The following is a 16,770-nucleotide window of genomic DNA, read 5'->3' as shown; positions in this document are numbered from 1 at the left end:
ATAAAAATAAAAAAAATTAAATTTATTTTTTGTTTATAATAAAACTTTTAATAAATCAAATAATAAACATTTATTTTACTTATAAATCATTTAATAAATTAAGTAATTTAAATGATGATTTAATTAATAATATTCAAATAACATTATTGGGGTTAATATTTGTCCTTATCTTAAAAACATTTTTAATTATTACACTAACTGATAGCGAAAAAAAGAATAATAGTAAACTAATCTTATTCATTTTCTTTTTTAAAACTTTATCTTTATAATCAACAAAAAATGTTTTTAAGATAAGGACAAATATTAACCCCAATAATGTTATTTGAATATTATTAATTAAATCATCACTTAAATTACTTAATTTATTATATGAATTATAAGTAAAATAAATGTTTATTATTTGAATTATTAAAAGTGTTATTATACACCAAAAATCAATTTTAATTTTTCTATTTTTAATATACTTTTTAATTTCTATAAATGAATAAATAAAAATAATGCCAAATATTATACTTAGAAATATAAAAAAGTACAAAGAAATTATCATAAAAATAAATAGATAAATTAAAAATTCCATTTTTCCCCCTAAATTTTTTTTCATTTTTAAAATTTTACCATATATAATATTTTTTTTAAAGTATTGACTTTCTATAAAGAAAAAATAACTAGGGTTCTTAATCCTAGTTATTTTTACAATTTTCTCTTTGCCATCTTATCAAGCATATCTTTTGTAACCTTTGATATTACTGGTCTACCATGTGGACAATTAAATTTATTAATCTTATGTAGCTTATTAACTAATGCTCTCATTTCTTGTATACCTAGTTTTTGACCAGCCATAATTGAACTTCTACATGCCATTGATATTATTATTCTTTCTCTAATATCAGTTATACTATTATTAATTTTTAGACTATCTATCATTGCTTTTAGAACATTTTCAGTTGTATTTCTTAATTCAAAATCTGGAACTGCTCTTACTACCATATCTTTTTCACTTATAAAGTCTATTTCAAACTTAAATTCTTTAAATATTTCCATATTATCAAGCAATATATCTTTATCACTTATATCTAAATTTATTAATTCAGGTATTAATAATTGCTTTTTAGCAAGTTCTTGGTTATAATACTTTTCTTTTAATGCTTCATATGTAATTCTTTCATGCATAGCATGTTGATCATAAAAATCTATACTATCTTTATTTTTCACTACTACATAAGTATCAAAAACCTGTGTTAATATATCAAATTCATAAATTTCACTTTCATCAACTTCAAATATACTTTGTATATAGCCTGTATCTTTGTATTCAAATTTATTATTAGTTATATTTTGATTTTGTGTATTTTCAACATTTTCTATTTGTTCTGTATTTTTATTTTCTACCTTTATTTCTTCTGGTGTCCAAGTTTTTCTATCATCTTCATAAAAAAATTCTTCTATACTAGATTTTATTTGTCCATATACTATTTTATCATCTGAAAATTTAACTATTTTTTTAGATGGGTGGACATTAACGTCTACTTCACTAGGATTTAAATCATAAAAAATTATTGCAAAAGGGTATTTCCCTTTCATAAGTTTCATATAGTAAGCATCTATAACTGCTCTTTCAATTAAATTAGACTTACAATATCTTTTATTTACATAAATGTAAATATAGTTTTTAGATGCTCTAAATAATTCTGCATTTCCTAAGTAACCATATTTGAATTTTTTTAAATTTTTAAAAACTGTTTTCCCGAAAACTTCATATACAGTATTATCTATACCTGAACCTGTCGTTTTAAGGCTCTGTTTGCCGTCAATTTTAAGTTTTATACTAACATTAGGACATGACAACGACAATTTCAAAACTATGTCCTTAATACTGCTTAATTCAGTCGCAACTTTTCTTAAAAATTTCTTTCTTGCTGGTGTATTATAGAATAAGTCTCTTATTTCTATTATAGTTCCTGTTTTCATTGCAATATCTTGACTTTTTACTATACTTCCACCATAACAAGTTATCTTATGACCTAATTTACTATCCTTTGTTTTAGATGATAAATTTAGTTTTGAAACTGATGCTATTGATGCTAATGCTTCACCCCTAAATCCAAAACTACTCAAATTAAATATGTCTTCTTTCGTTTTAAGTTTTGAAGTAGCATGTCTTTCAATAGATAAGTATACATCTTCTTTTTCCATACCTATACCATCATCAGATATTTTGATATAGTCTAGTTTATCATTAATTTCTATTTCAATATTTTTAGCATTAGCATCTAAACTATTTTCAAATAGTTCTTTAATTAGAGAAGAATAATTTTCTACTACTTCTCCTGCTGCTATAATATTGGAAACTTTTTCATCTAATATTTTAATAATTCCCATTTTTATCTCCTAACAAAAAACTAGAGTATAGCACAAATTTTTTGGTTGCCTTGTAAAAACAAGTGGCAGTCATTTATCACATGCGTATAGGATCCGTAAAGCTCACTAAGTCTTTCGTGATTGAACTAATTCACAATATGACAGGGACGACCCCAGTAAAAATAAGTAAAGCCCAAAAAATTGTATGCTTTAATACCCTAGTCTTATTGATTATATTACTTTTCAATACTTTTTGTCAATAATCTTTTCGTAGTTTTACATAATCTTTTTATATTTAACTAATTTTTTTAATCTATATTCAGTATTAGGGTGAGAGGCTTCAAGCATTGCAAATACTCCTTTTGTAACTTCTCCACTATAAGCTTCTAGAGTTTTTAATGCATAATATAATTCATCCCCAAAACCTATTTCATGGGCAAATTTATCTGCATCGTATTCTTGTTGTCTTCCTGAATATGATATTAACCAAAGAGAAATTTTACCAGAAATATAGATTATAAGATTTAAAAATAATGTAGTTAATAAAAGAACTAAAAAACTTGACTCTTCATCTCCTATAAATATTGATATTATTATTATAATTATTCTTACAATAACTATGTATATATTAACAATTAAATTTCCTATTAAAATAATAGATAATAAATCCGTATCTTTATTGACTAAATGACCAAATTCATGCGCAAAAACTCCTTTTATATCTTCATCAGTTAGATTAAGTAATCCTTTTGTTACACAAATAGTATTTCTACCAGTGGCGAAAGCGTTTGGAGATAAATCTGCCCTTGATATAAATAATTTAATATTTTTAGAAATATTTTTATTCTTTTCTAATACTTTACTATATACTTCATTAAAAAGTGGTATTAATCTTTCTTCTTCTTTTGAAGATAATTTTTTTGCCCCTGTTTTAAATCTTAAATAAAATTCTCCTACCGGTGATAATGATAAAGCAGAAAATATTAAATATAATAAAATTGATAATAATAATGAGTTAGTTACTATTGTAAGCATACTCACAGAAATAATTATATTAAATATCAAATAAATCAATACAGGTATATTATTAATCTTAAATACTTTTTTAAAAAAATCAACAAAATACATGTTAAAAACCCCCCATTAATTAATTTTTGTCAATAATCTTTTTTAATTTTAGGTCTTCACTTAATTGTTTAATGTCAATATCTGCAGGTGCTCCAGTCATTAAATCTTGTCCTTTATTATTTTTAGGAAATGGTATAACTTCTTTTATAGATGCTTCATTTAACATTACCATTAACCATCTATCAATACCAAATGCAAGCCCGCCATGTGGTGGTACTCCATATTTTAATGCTTCTAAAAAGAAACCAAATTTATTTTCTTGTTCTTCTGGACTAATTAATAATCTATCAAATACTAATTCTTGTAATTTAGAATCATGTATTCTAATACTTCCACCACCTATTTCAAATCCATTTAAAACTAAATCATAAGCATCTGTTTTAATATTTGCTAATTCATTATTTTCTAATAAACTTATATCCTTATCTTTAATTTTAGTAAATGGGTGATGACAAGCCTTATATCTATTTTCTTCTTCACTATATTCAAACATAGGGAAATCTAATACCCATAAAAAATTAAATTTAGTATTATCTATCATGCTTAATTCATTTGCTAATCTTAATCTTAAAGCACCTAATGAATTTAGTACTATTTCTTTTTTACCTGAGATTATAAATGAAATATGGTCATTTTCTAAACCTAATTTTTCAACTAAATTATTAATAGTTTTTTCATCAAAGAATTTTATTATAGGTGAATTTAATTCATCATTAACCTTTTTAATAAAGGCTAAACCTGATGCTTTATAATACACTTTTACAAAGTCTTCTAAATCTTTAATGTTTTTTCTAGAAAAATCGCCTTTAACTGTTATTGCTTTAATATATTCTGAATTATCAAATACACTAAATCCTTTTCCTTTTACTATGTCTTTAATATCAATTAATTTCATATCAAATCTAGTATCTGGTTTATCTGAACCATAGTATTCCATTGCTTCATCATAAGTTATACGAGGAAATTCATAGTCTGCTTTTTTACCTGTAACGTCAAAGAATACTTGTTTTGCTAAACCTTCTACAAAATTTATTACATCTTCTTGCTCTACAAAAGACATTTCTAAATCTAATTGAGTAAATTCAGGTTGTCTATCTGCTCTTAAATCTTCATCTCTAAAACATTTTGCTAATTGATAATACTTATCTAAACCAGAAATCATTAAAGTTTGTTTGAATAATTGAGGAGATTGCGGTAATGCATAAAAATCTCCCTTTTGAACTCTACTAGGAACTACAAAGTCTCTTGCACCTTCTGGTGTTGCCTTTGATAAAATAGGTGTATCTATATCTAAAAACCCATTATCATTCATGTATTTTCTTATAGAAAATAGCATATCATTTCTTTTAAGCATATTATTTAACATTTTATCTCTTCTTAAATCAAGATATCTATATGTTAATCTTAGTGCTTCGTTTTGTATTTGATTTTCATCAACTTCAAAAGGTAATTGTTTAGAAACTGATAATATTTCTATATTCTCAGCTAAAATTTCTATATCTCCTGTTTCTAATTTAGGATTTTTAGAACTTCTTTCATTAACAGTTCCACTAACTTTTATTACAAATTCTACTCTTATTTTCTTGACTTCTTCTAATAGTTTTTTATCATTTATTAAAATTTGTGTAATACCATATCTATCTCTTAAATCTATAAATGCAAAAGAACCTAAATTTCTAACCTTAGAAACCCAACCAGATAAAACAACTTTTTTATCTTTATCTTCTATTCTTAATTCATTTAATTTATGTGTTCTAAACATATTATTTCACTTCCTTTAAATTTTCAAAACTAATTTCTTTTTGCTCACCTGTATTAAAATCTTTAATAGAAAGCATGTTTTTTTCTACTTCATCAGTTCCTAATATTATTACTTTATCTGCACCAAATTTATTTGCTTTTTTCATTTGTGTACCAAATCCTTTTGGTTCATATTCATATTCAATTTGAATATTATTTTTTCTAAGTATATCTAATACTTCAAATAGTTTATCTTTTGTTTCATCAAAATAAACAATATATATTTTAGTTCTTTTTTTAGTTTCTATTAATTTTTCATCTAATATTAATGATAATCTTTCTATACCAGCAGCAAAGCCTATTGCAGGTATTTTTTGACCTGATAATTGGTCAAGTAATCTATCATATCTACCACCTGCTAAAACTGTTGATTGTGCTCCTAGTTTACTAGATTTAATTTCAAATACTGTATCACTATAATAATCTAATCCACGAACTAACTTATCATTTACCATATATTTTATATTAAATTTTTCCAAATTTTTAAGTAAGTTTTCAAAAAATTCTCTGCTTTCATCATCAAAGTAGTCGTGTAATTTAGGTGCATTTTTAACTATTTCATCATCTTCTTTTGAATCTAATACTCTTAATGGATTTTTATTTGCTCTTATTTTAGAATTTTCAGATAATTTATCAAAATTTTCTAATAGATATTTTTGTAATTCTTTTGTGTAGTTTATAATGGTTTGTTTATTTCCCAAACTATTTACTTCTACTACTAAATCATTTAAACCTATACTTTCTAAAAAATCACAAGCCATTCTTATTATTTCAGCATCTTGCATAGGATTACGAATACCAAAACACTCAATACCAAACTGATTAAATTCTCTATATCTACCCTTTTGTGGTGCTTCATATCTATACATAGGCCCATAATAGTACCATTTTGTATTACTCATAGATTTATATAGTTTTGCTTCTAAATATGCCCTAACTATACTTGCAGTTCCTTCAGGTCTTAATGCTATATGTCTATTACCCTTATCTAAAAAATCATACATTTCTTTTGATACAACATCACTTTCATCTCCTGCTGTTCTTTTAAATAGATCTAATTCTTCTAATAATGGTGTAGATACTCTACTATAACCATACTTTTCACAAGTATTTACTGCTTTTGAAATAATAAAATCAAATTTTTCTATTTCATCAAAATATCTATCTTTCATTCCTTTTAATATTTGCATTATTTTCTCCCTTTATTATAAAACTTTTTTAACCACTTCTAAAAGTTCACTTTGTATTTTATCTATACTTTTTATTTTATCGTTTTCTACACAGTTTATAATACTAAAATCATATTTCCCTGCAATTTTTTTGGCTGTGCTGTATGCTCTTAATTTTTGATTTTCATCTGCTTCTAATATATCTTTTTGTTCTTTTCCTGTTATCTTATTAAGTCTATTTTTCATAAGTTCGTTTGAAACAATATATGGGACATCTAAAAATATAGTTAAATCGGGCTTTGGTAAACCGAATTTAATCCATTCAAAATCAAGTAGCCAATCACAATAGTTATTAAACTCATCTTCATCATTTATTCTATTTGCCTGATGAATTATATTTGATATAGTATATCTATCTGATATTACTATGCCACCTGAGTTATAAAATGACTCCCAATCTTTTTTAAATGAAGCATATCTATCAATAGCATAAAAACTTGAACTAGCATAATATGATATGTCTTCACTCTTACCAAATTCTCCTGTTAAATACATTTTAACAGGGTAACAAGCATTACTTTCATAATTTGGAAATGAGATTTTTTTTACCTTATATCCCATATTTTTTAAATTTTCATAAAGTAGTGTTGTTTGAGTTTGTTTTCCACTACCGTCTGTTCCTTCTATAATTATTAGTTTACCCATATTTTTCCTTATAATAAATTTATTCCATTATCTCTACAATCTTTTTCTATTTCTTCACTCCACATTGAAGCTTGTACTTCTCCTATATGAGCAGTTTTTAAAAATAGCATACATATTCTTGATTGTCCTATACCACCACCAATAGTTAATGGTAATTCATCATTTAATAACATATTATGAAAATTAGTCTTATTAGTTACATTTGCTTTTACTAATTGACTTTCTAACGCTTTTTTATCAACTCTTACACCCATAGAAGATAATTCAAAGGCTATATCTAAAACCTTATTATACACTAATATATCTCCATTTAATGACCAATCATCATAGTCAGGAGCACGACCATCGTGTTTTTCTTTATTAGATAATAAGTCTCCTATCTGCATTATAAATACTGTTCCATATTTTTTACAAATTTCATATTCTCTTTCTTTAGAACTAAGATTTGGGTATTTGTCTAATAACTCTTGTGAAGTTATAAAATGTATATCTTTTGCTAAAAATTCCTCATAATTATCATATAATATTTGTAATTTTTTTTCTGTTCTTAAAAACACTTTATAAATTTTTCTAACAGTATCTTTTAAATATTCTACATTTCTATCTTCTTTTGTTATGATTTTTTCCCAATCCCATTGGTCAACATATATAGAATGTATATTATCTAACTCTTCATCTCTTCTTATAGCATTCATATCAGTATATATACCTTCATATGTTTTAAATCCATATCTTTTAAGAGCATATCTTTTCCATTTTGCTAATGAGTGTACTATCTCTATAGTTTTTTCAGGAGATTCTAACATATCGAAACTAACTGGTCTTTCAATTCCGTTTAAATTATCATTTAACCCTGTTTTTCTTTCAACAAATAATGGTGCTGAAATTCTTGTTAAATTTAATGTTCTAGACAATTCTTTTTCAAAAAAATCCTTTATTTGTTTTATTGCTATTTCCATGTCTAGTATACAAAACATAGGTTTATATTCTTTCGGTATGTAAGTTTTTTTCATTTATTTCTTCCCCTTTTTCTTTTATTGTAAACTTATAAACTAACCAAATTGCAAGATAGAATGTTAGTATAACAAGTATTCTATATAACCAAAATGGTTTAATGACTCTTAAAAAGTCTACTGCATAATCATTTAAAAACATAAAATTAACATTAAAATGATTATTTATATATATATTAATTGACATTAATATTGCTAATAAATATACAACTTCAATATAGTTTTTACGAGTAACTTTTGCTTTTAATCTCTTAATCCCAAATGCTAAAATTATAAATTCTAACATATGCGTTGTATAATATATAAATGGATAATAATTAGTATGATATACTTTCCAATCTGGAAATAATAATGCTAGTATTGCTCCAAATGATAGAAAATACAATACACTAAATAAAGTATTATTCTTATTTATTAGATAAATCGCACCACATAGTAATGAAACATTACATGCATGAAATGGTAATACTCTTACTAATGTATAATTTTCTGTGTTATATAAATTATATGAATCATATGCTTTTAATATTAATACTACTACTCCAAAAATTATAGAGTAATTTTTAATCATATTTTCTGGTAAATTTTCATGTATAATATAAAATATGGAAAATAGTAATAAAGCATATAATAGTAAACTTATATGAAATTTACTAAAATAACTAAACTCGTACTTCATCTAATTCCTTTCTAAAAAATTTTCAAATTCTTCTTCGGTCAAAATGGTAATTCCTAAATCACTTGCCTTTTTCAATTTTGAACCTGCTTTTTCTCCAACTATTAAATAATCTAAATTAGCAGATACTGCTGACAAATATTTACCACCATTTTTTTTAATCAATTCTTTTATTTCTTCTCTTTTAAAATTAATGAATTTCCCTGTTGCAAGAAAAGTTTTTTCATTTATATTTTCATTATATATTGTTTCAATATTTTTTTGCTCTAATTTAAAACCTAATTCTTTAAGTCCTTTTATAATTCTTATATTATTTTCATCTTTAAAATAGTTTATAATAGAATTGGCAGCTTTTTCTCCTATTCCTTTTATAACAACCAAGTCTTCATAAGTAGAATTTATTAGTTTATCTATATCACTAATATTAGCAGTTATTAACTCAGCAGTAGTTTTACCTACATAATCTATTCCTAATGAAAATAAGACTTTAGAATATTCATTCTCTTTACTTTTTTCTATACTCTCTAATAAATTATCAGTATTTTTTTCTCCCATTTTATCAAGAGAAATTATCATTTCTTTAAAATTTTTAAGATTATATATATCTAAAATATTAGTCAATATTCCCAAATCAATAAACTTTCTAGTTATTTTATCTCCTAATCCTTTTATATTCATACAATTTCTTGATGAAAAGTATTCTATATATCTATTCAATTGCTCTGGACAATATGGATTTATACATTTTATAGCCACTATATTGTCAAATTTATGAGTTTTCTCATTACAACTAGGACATAAACTAGGTTCATTTATTATTTGTTCATTACCTGTTCTTTTATCACTTAAAACTAATACTACTTGTGGTATTATCTCTGCTGCCTTTTCTATTATTACCTTATCATATAGTCTTATATCTTTTCTTTTTATTTCATCAAAATTATGTAATGATGCTCTTTTAACTATACTACCTGATAAATTTACAGGTTCAAAGTTTGCAACTGGTGTAATAACTCCTGTTCTACCAACCTGAAAATCTATTGATATTATTTTTGTTTCTATTTGATCTGGTTTAAACTTATACGCAATAGCCCACTTAGGAGACTTTGCAGTATAACCTAACTTGTCATATAAATCAAATTCATTAATTTTTATTACTAAACCATCAGTTTCATAATCTAATTTTTTCCTTTTTATATTCCAATACTCTATTTCTCTTTCAAAATCTGATATATCATTACATTTAGTAAATACTTTGGTTGTTTTAAACCCTAATTTTTCTAAATATGTTATTGCTTCTAAATGAGTTTTTAAACCATAATTTTTAGCATCTACTAAATAATATAAATAACAATCTAATTTTCTTTCTTTTACTATATTAGCATCTAATTGCCTTAGTGTTCCAGCTGCTGCATTTCTAGGATTAGCAAATATCATTTCTCCTAATTCTTCTCTTTGTTCATTTATTCTTTGAAATTCTTTTATAGGTAATATTATTTCTCCTCTTACTTCAATATCTATGCTTTCTTTTAATTTTTTAGGTATACTAGATATTTGCATAACATTTTCAGTAACGTCTTCACCAATTTTACCGTCTCCACGAGTTATTGCTTTTATTAATTGTCCTTTTTTGTATATCAAACTTATGCTAAGACCATCTAATTTTAATTCTAAAACATATGAATAAGCACTATTTATGTTTTTTTTAGTTCTTGCATCAAAATCTGCTAAATCATTTAAATTATATGTATTTGATAAACTAAGCATAGGTCTTTTATGCTCCACTTTACTAAATTTTTCTGCTGCTATTCCACCAATTTTTTGAGTTGGAGATAAATTATCTTTTAAATCTGGGTATTGTTTTTCTAAATCATTTAATTCTTTTATTTTTTTATCATATTCATAATCAGAAATTAAAGGATTATCTAAATTATAGTAAGAATTATTATATTTTTCTATCTCTTCTCTCAAAAGTCTGTATTTTTCAATTATTTTATCATTCATTATTTTATTCTCCTAACCAATTTATTTTATCCTTAGTTAGTGTAAATGACTTACCATTTAAGAAATCGTTTTCTTTATTTAATTTACCACATATTGCAGGATGATTATGCTTTATTATTTCACCATTTAATATATTCTTTTCAAAACTTTGAGCATCTTTTCCCCAAAGTAAGAAAGTTATATTATTATTTTTACTAGATATATACTCAATTAATTCTCTTATGATTTCATTCCAAAAATATATATGAGAACCAGCATTACCTGATAAGACAGTTAAAGCAGTATTAAGTAGTAAAACTCCTTGTTTTTCCCAAGATTTAAATAATTTATCTGGTGCTAATATTCTAAATTTACCCATAGCAACTTCTTCTCTTATTTCTATTATTTCTTTACGCTCATTAGTATATGAATAATATATTAATTTTAAAATATTTTTTAAAGAAGTATTAACTGTCTTTAAAGTCCATGATTTTTTCTTAACTTCAAAAGCTAACCCAGTTGCAACATTAGGTTGAAAATATGGGTCTTTTCCTAATATACAAACTTTCTTATCTGTTAAGCTTGTACTAAGGGCTTTAAATATTAAATTTTCTTGTGGATAATATTTTTCTTGTTTTATATTTAATTTTTTTATAAAGTTCTCTATTTTTATAACTCTACTAGTTGTAAAAAAATCTGCATAATCTGCATGTATATTATATGCTTTTAAGAACTTATTAACTACATTTTTATCATCTTCATCAGTTAAAATTACTGGTATAAGTTGGCCATCTTGACTTAATGCATATATTTTATCTTTACTATACAGTAATTTTTTAACTTCACTTTTAAATATTTTAATTCTTTTAACTACATCTAATTTATCTGTTGTAACTATTAATTCTCCCGCTGATGTTCCTATATAAAACCATTCATCATCATTTTCTATATAAGTTATCTTAGAATTAGTTATTTTTTTACAGTCATATAATTCAGATAAACATGCGTCCCAAATTTCTATATACCCATCATCTTTTGCAGCATATATTTTTATACCTCTTAATTTTAAGAATGTATTATTAGTTTCAGTATCAAAATTAGTTATTTCTGTTAAATCAGATGCTCTAAAAACTCTAACTTTATTATTTATTTCACCTTGTTTTCTTGTTTTTAATAATATATTTTCATTATATATATATATATTATTACTATCACTTTGATTTCCACCTATGTATACACTATTAATATTTTTTGTTAAAGTGTCATAAGTAAACAAATTAGAACTATTAGTGTATACTACTTTTCCTAATTGACTAACATTTAAACTATTAACATTCATACTAGGAAAAAAAACTCTATCTAATATTTTTTTTGTTGAACTATCACATTTATATATTTCATTTGTCGAGTTTATGATATAAAAAGTAGAGGAAGCAAATAATTGGTTATCCTCTTTTATATATTTTATTAAATCACATGAATTTATTTTTTTGGTTAATTTTTTTTTAACTTTAAAATCTTTTGTAAAAAAAATCAAATCATCTCCAACAGTAATGATTTCATCACTTAGTGGAGATACTGTAAAATCTTTTATTCTATATTTTGAAGTTATTCCCTCTTTTAAAATTATTTCCATATTTTTCCTTATAACTTAATTATCTCTACATACTTTATATTAGTCTTTATTTTATGAATAAATAAATGTTCAAATTCCGTTTGTATATTGCTTTCCTTTAAATCTGTTTCATATAAATTATCAGTATGTCTAACTATATCATATTTAGAACTTTCATTTATTAAATTTAGTACATTTAAATAATAATCTAAATGATCTGTTTTAAAATATATTTTCCCACCTTTTTTCATTACTGTATCTAAGTTAGATAATAAATTATCGGATAACATTCTTTTATGTTCTGAGCCTTCCCAAGGATCAGGAAAATTAATATATAATGTATCTATTTCATTTTCACCTAAAAATTCTGTTAAATTATTGGCATCATATCTAATAAATTTAATATTTTTTAAATTTTCTTTTTTAGATTTTTTTGCTGAAAAAACTAATCTTTTAAGTCTTAATTCATCACATAAATAATTTATTTTTTCATTTTTTTTCGCCATAGATATAGCAAAATTCCCACTCCCTGAACCTATCTCTAAATGTATGGGATTATCATTATTAAAAACCTTATTCCATTTTCCTTTTGAATTAATAATCTCATCATTAGAAAACATTAAATATTCAGGGTATTCTACCATTTTATACATATATTGGTTATAGTAATTTTTAGGTTTAGTAAAAAAATATGTCCAAAGTTCTCTCCCTTTATATTCTATCATTAATTTATTACTTCTTTCTCTAAACTTTTTTCTACTCTTTCATTTATATCATATTTTTCTATAATACTTTCAACATATTGATTTGTATTTTCAGTTACTATATTATTAAATAAATGATTATATATTTGGTTATATGCTGTTTGTAAATCCATATTTTCAAATTCTGTTGAATTATCTACATAAAATTTGCTGATTTCTTCATTAGTTATCTCTATATTTTTAGAATTTATTACTCTCACATAATAATTCATTCTAATTTCTTGACTTATAAGTTCTATATCTGATTTATTTTCATCATAAAAATCTGTATTAGCTAATTTATTTTCTAATAAAGTATTTATTAATACTGTCTTTAATAAATTAGGGTCTCCTTCAGTATGTAATACATCATTTTTAGATAAACTTATATTATCATCCATTTCAGATATTAATCCTTTAATAAAATCTTGTTCTAGGTTATAGTACATTTGATTTGTTAAATCTCTTTTTATTATATCATGCGCTTCTTTAAACTCTATTTTTTGCCCATCAAATAATTCTTTATTTCTATTATATTCATCTATTATAACATTTTCATTAACCATTACTTTAGGTTCAACAATTTTTCTTATATATAATTTAAGAGATTCTGTTTTTTGAAAAAATTCCATAGTTCTTAACTCTTCATCAGTAAAATCATATTCTAAACTTTCATTGTATATAGCCCTTGATAATATTAGACTTCTAATAGATTCCTTATTATATTTTACCGCTTCTAATTCTTTTTCACTTAATTCTAATTTTAACATTTTCTTCTCCTTATATAATAAAAGTGGTGCCTAGGAAGGGACTCGAACCCTTATGGATCTCTCCGTCAGATTTTGAGTCTGATGCGTATACCATTTCGCCACCCAGGCACCTATAAACATTTTAATAAATTTAGGACTTATTGTCAAGAAAAAAAAGAAGTCTAACTACTTCTTTTCTATTTTTTTACCAATTATATGCTACACCTAAACGAGTTCCGACTTTAATATTTTTATTCATATCTCCCTTAACATTTATATCTCCGTCTAATGTTACATTATTTATAAATTTATATTTTGCTCCTAGTCTTAAAGCATAATCAACATATCCTCTTTTAATTATATATTCATTAGAACTTAAATTAGTTTGTGCTATCTTTTGATCATTATAACCAAATGATAATTTTGGTTCTACATATATCTTTGCTCTATTTATATTATATGCCATAAGTAATGCTGTATCTCCTATTACTCCTACTCTTGGTCTTAATTCTACATTTTCTGCTAGTTTTACCTTATGTGAGTATGTTAAGTATAAGCCAATTTTTGGTGTTAATTCAAACTTATTAAATGTAAACTGTTTAGAATATCTCGCATATAAATCAACATTATGATTTATTTTCTTATCTTTTAAAGCTATTCTATATCTTATAAAAGTTAAAATATCTTTATACTTTAAACTCATTCCTACTGATGCATTATGTGATACTTTATTCTGATATTCTGCAAATCCACCTATAACTAAATCTTTTGTTATATTAGAATTAGCCCCTACTTGTACTCCTGCTATTATATTAGCACTGTCAAACTTATTATTTACTACATCATTAAGTACATCTACTACCGACTTAGAAAAATTGACATCAAGGAATGCTTTTTCATCTATTCTATCTGCTATACTTGTATCTGTGTAATAAAATGCATCTGCTAATGGCTTATAGTTTTTAAGTTCTATTTTTTTAATAGAATTAGAATCAATTGAAGCCAATTTATCTTTTATTTGTTTAATTAAATCATCTACTTCTTGTTTATTTAAATTTGTCTCTTTTTTTACATTTACTTCATCTTTTAATACCTTTAATTTTGGAGAATTATTAGCTTCTATTTTTTTCATTTCTTCTTTTAATTTACTCATAGATTCATTTAATTCAGTTGCTTTTTTGACTATATCGCTTATTATTTTGTCATTATTAGCATTATATATTTCTGATTTTAATGCATCTTTTTGCGCTTTATTCAAATCTGCAAGATTATCTATTTCTAATTTTTTTGCTTCTTTTAATTCATCTAATGTCTTTATTGAGTCTAATTCATCTTTTATTTTTTTAGTTAATGCTATAACTTTATCTTTACTTAAATTTTTTAATTTTTCAATATTTACTTCATCTTTTAATGACTCTAATTTTGGAGAAGCGTTAGCAGTTAATTTAGTTATTTGTTCATTTAACTTATGCATTTCAGTATTTAATTCTATTGCTTTAGTAACTATAACATTTACTGTTTGATTATTATTAGTATTATCTATTTCTGATTTTAACGCATCTTTTTGCGCTTTATTTAAATCTGCAAGATTATCTATTTCTAATTTTTTTGCTTCTTTTAATTTATTAATTTTTTTTGCTCCAATATCTTTTAATAACTGTTTTAATTGTTCTGGTGTTTTAATATTTTCAAATCTAGGGTCATCTACACTCGTTTTTGTTCCATTTAATATATTAGTAGAATTTACTAAATTTTCTAAATTCCACTTACTCATATCTGGATTTGCATTTGTTGCACCAAAAAACATAGTTTCCATATTAGTTACTTTACTTGTATCCCAATTACTTACATTTGGATTTGCAATTATTGCTCCTGCAAACATACTCCCCATATTTATTACCCTACTTGTATTCCAGTTACTTACATTTGGATCAGCATTTAATGCTCCATAAAACATGACAGACATATCTGTTACACTACTTGTATCCCATTTACTTACATTGGGTTTGGCATTTATTGCAACATGAAATATGTAAGACATATCTATTACATTACTTGTGTTCCAATTACTTACATTTGGATTTGCATTTGTTGCTGCCTCAAACATACCAGACATATCTGTTACATTACTTGTGTTCCATTTACTTACATTCGGATTTGCATTTATTGCACCAAAAAACATATAATGCATATTCTTTACATTACTTGTATCTATATCTTGATTTATTTCTATTTTATTTTTATAAAAACTAAATAACTCCGAGGAATCATCTGGAAACATTACTGTACTATCTTTTATTTCTATAGTAATATTTTCATCTTTTTTCGTACTTTCTGTATTACTATGAAAACTCACTTTATTTATTTTACCTGTTCCAGTTATTTCATATTTATTTCCAATTCTTTCTATAAATACTTTATTAGGACTTTCACCTATATCTATTTTTTGTGCAAATAAAATTGTCCCTATAAAAATACATAATACTGTTATTATTTTTTTTGTTATCATTTTAAAATTATTAAATATAGTAAGTATCCCCTTTCTAATTTTTTCTATCACCGTTTTATTATACCCTGTATATTCAAAAAGTCAATTTATATAAAAAGACAGATTTTTTTAATCTGCCCTATTTTTATATTTATATTACTTATATCTATTTTAATAAAAATTTTTTATTTTCCCAAGTTTCGCAAAAAATTTAAGCTAGAAAACATCAAAAAACAATGATAAATTCTAGCTTTTTTAGTTGACAAAAACATCTTTTTTATGATATAATATATATGTGTTGAAATGTAAAAAAGAGGTGATTGATTATGTATTTTGAAAGATA

13 protein-coding genes and 1 tRNA gene are annotated in these 16,770 nt (G+C 24.0%); all 14 read right to left on the bottom strand.

The genetic code is table 11. From position 1 onward, the window contains the following. Positions 1–133: 133 nt before the first annotated feature. The 14 genes from AWT72_RS05255 to AWT72_RS05190 all read right to left on the bottom strand — a co-directional run bounded on the left by AWT72_RS05255 (position 134) and on the right by AWT72_RS05190 (position 16,499). Positions 134–577: a hypothetical protein gene (locus tag AWT72_RS05255; protein ID WP_067141904.1), complete on the bottom strand. Its 444-nt coding sequence runs from the start codon at positions 575–577 to the stop codon at positions 134–136. 113 nt (positions 578–690) lie between these two features. Further along, positions 691–2,379 carry a DNA mismatch repair endonuclease MutL gene (gene mutL / locus AWT72_RS05250; protein ID WP_067141901.1) on the bottom strand — a complete coding sequence of 563 codons (1,689 nt, stop codon included), beginning with the start codon at positions 2,377–2,379 and terminating at the stop codon, positions 691–693. Between the two features lie 255 nt (positions 2,380–2,634). Then, the gene (locus tag AWT72_RS05245) at positions 2,635–3,486 is read right to left on the bottom strand and encodes a M48 family metalloprotease (protein ID WP_067141898.1); all 852 of its coding nucleotides are present in this window, start codon (positions 3,484–3,486) and stop codon (positions 2,635–2,637) included. Positions 3,487–3,505: 19 nt separating this feature from the next. After that, positions 3,506–5,248 (bottom strand): aspartate--tRNA ligase, encoded by a 1,743-nt coding sequence (gene aspS / locus AWT72_RS05240; RefSeq protein ID WP_067141895.1) that lies wholly within the window; start codon positions 5,246–5,248, stop codon positions 3,506–3,508. 1 nt (position 5,249) lies between these two features. Next, a complete protein-coding gene (gene hisS, locus AWT72_RS05235) occupies positions 5,250–6,476 on the bottom strand; it encodes a histidine--tRNA ligase (RefSeq protein WP_067141892.1) in 1,227 nt (408 codons plus the stop codon). Between the two features lie 15 nt (positions 6,477–6,491). Next, complete coding sequence (locus tag AWT72_RS05230) at positions 6,492–7,160, bottom strand: dTMP kinase (protein ID WP_067141889.1); 669 nt, start codon at positions 7,158–7,160, stop codon at positions 6,492–6,494. A gap of 8 nt (positions 7,161–7,168) precedes the next feature. Then, positions 7,169–8,173 (bottom strand): aspartate--ammonia ligase, encoded by a 1,005-nt coding sequence (asnA, locus tag AWT72_RS05225; RefSeq protein ID WP_067141885.1) that lies wholly within the window; start codon positions 8,171–8,173, stop codon positions 7,169–7,171. Beyond that, a complete protein-coding gene (locus AWT72_RS05220; protein WP_067141881.1) occupies positions 8,142–8,852 on the bottom strand; it encodes a YwaF family protein in 711 nt (236 codons plus the stop codon). The genes asnA and AWT72_RS05220 overlap by 32 nt, the downstream gene beginning before the upstream one ends. Beyond that, a complete protein-coding gene (gene ligA / locus AWT72_RS05215; RefSeq protein ID WP_067141878.1) occupies positions 8,853–10,853 on the bottom strand; it encodes an NAD-dependent DNA ligase LigA in 2,001 nt (666 codons plus the stop codon). Between the two features lie 4 nt (positions 10,854–10,857). Then, the gene (locus AWT72_RS05210) at positions 10,858–12,468 is read right to left on the bottom strand and encodes a uracil-DNA glycosylase family protein (protein WP_067141875.1); all 1,611 of its coding nucleotides are present in this window, start codon (positions 12,466–12,468) and stop codon (positions 10,858–10,860) included. Between the two features lie 8 nt (positions 12,469–12,476). Next, positions 12,477–13,172, bottom strand: a complete 696-nt coding sequence (trmB, locus tag AWT72_RS05205) for a tRNA (guanosine(46)-N7)-methyltransferase TrmB (RefSeq protein WP_067141872.1) — start codon at positions 13,170–13,172, stop codon at positions 12,477–12,479. Next, positions 13,172–13,960: a hypothetical protein gene (locus AWT72_RS05200; RefSeq protein ID WP_067141869.1), complete on the bottom strand. Its 789-nt coding sequence runs from the start codon at positions 13,958–13,960 to the stop codon at positions 13,172–13,174. The genes trmB and AWT72_RS05200 overlap by 1 nt, the downstream gene beginning before the upstream one ends. Positions 13,961–13,984: 24 nt before the next feature. Continuing rightward, positions 13,985–14,068, bottom strand: a tRNA-Leu gene (locus AWT72_RS05195). A gap of 76 nt (positions 14,069–14,144) precedes the next feature. Next, positions 14,145–16,499, bottom strand: a complete 2,355-nt coding sequence (locus AWT72_RS05190) for a BspA family leucine-rich repeat surface protein (protein ID WP_067141866.1) — start codon at positions 16,497–16,499, stop codon at positions 14,145–14,147. Positions 16,500–16,770 lie beyond the last annotated feature (271 nt).

Source organism: Oceanivirga salmonicida (assembly GCF_001517915.1).
In the GTDB taxonomy this organism is placed as follows: domain Bacteria; phylum Fusobacteriota; class Fusobacteriia; order Fusobacteriales; family Leptotrichiaceae; genus Oceanivirga; species Oceanivirga salmonicida.
The sequence above is the reverse complement of the archived record's forward strand: the minus strand, read 5'-3'. Positions and strand labels throughout refer to the sequence as shown.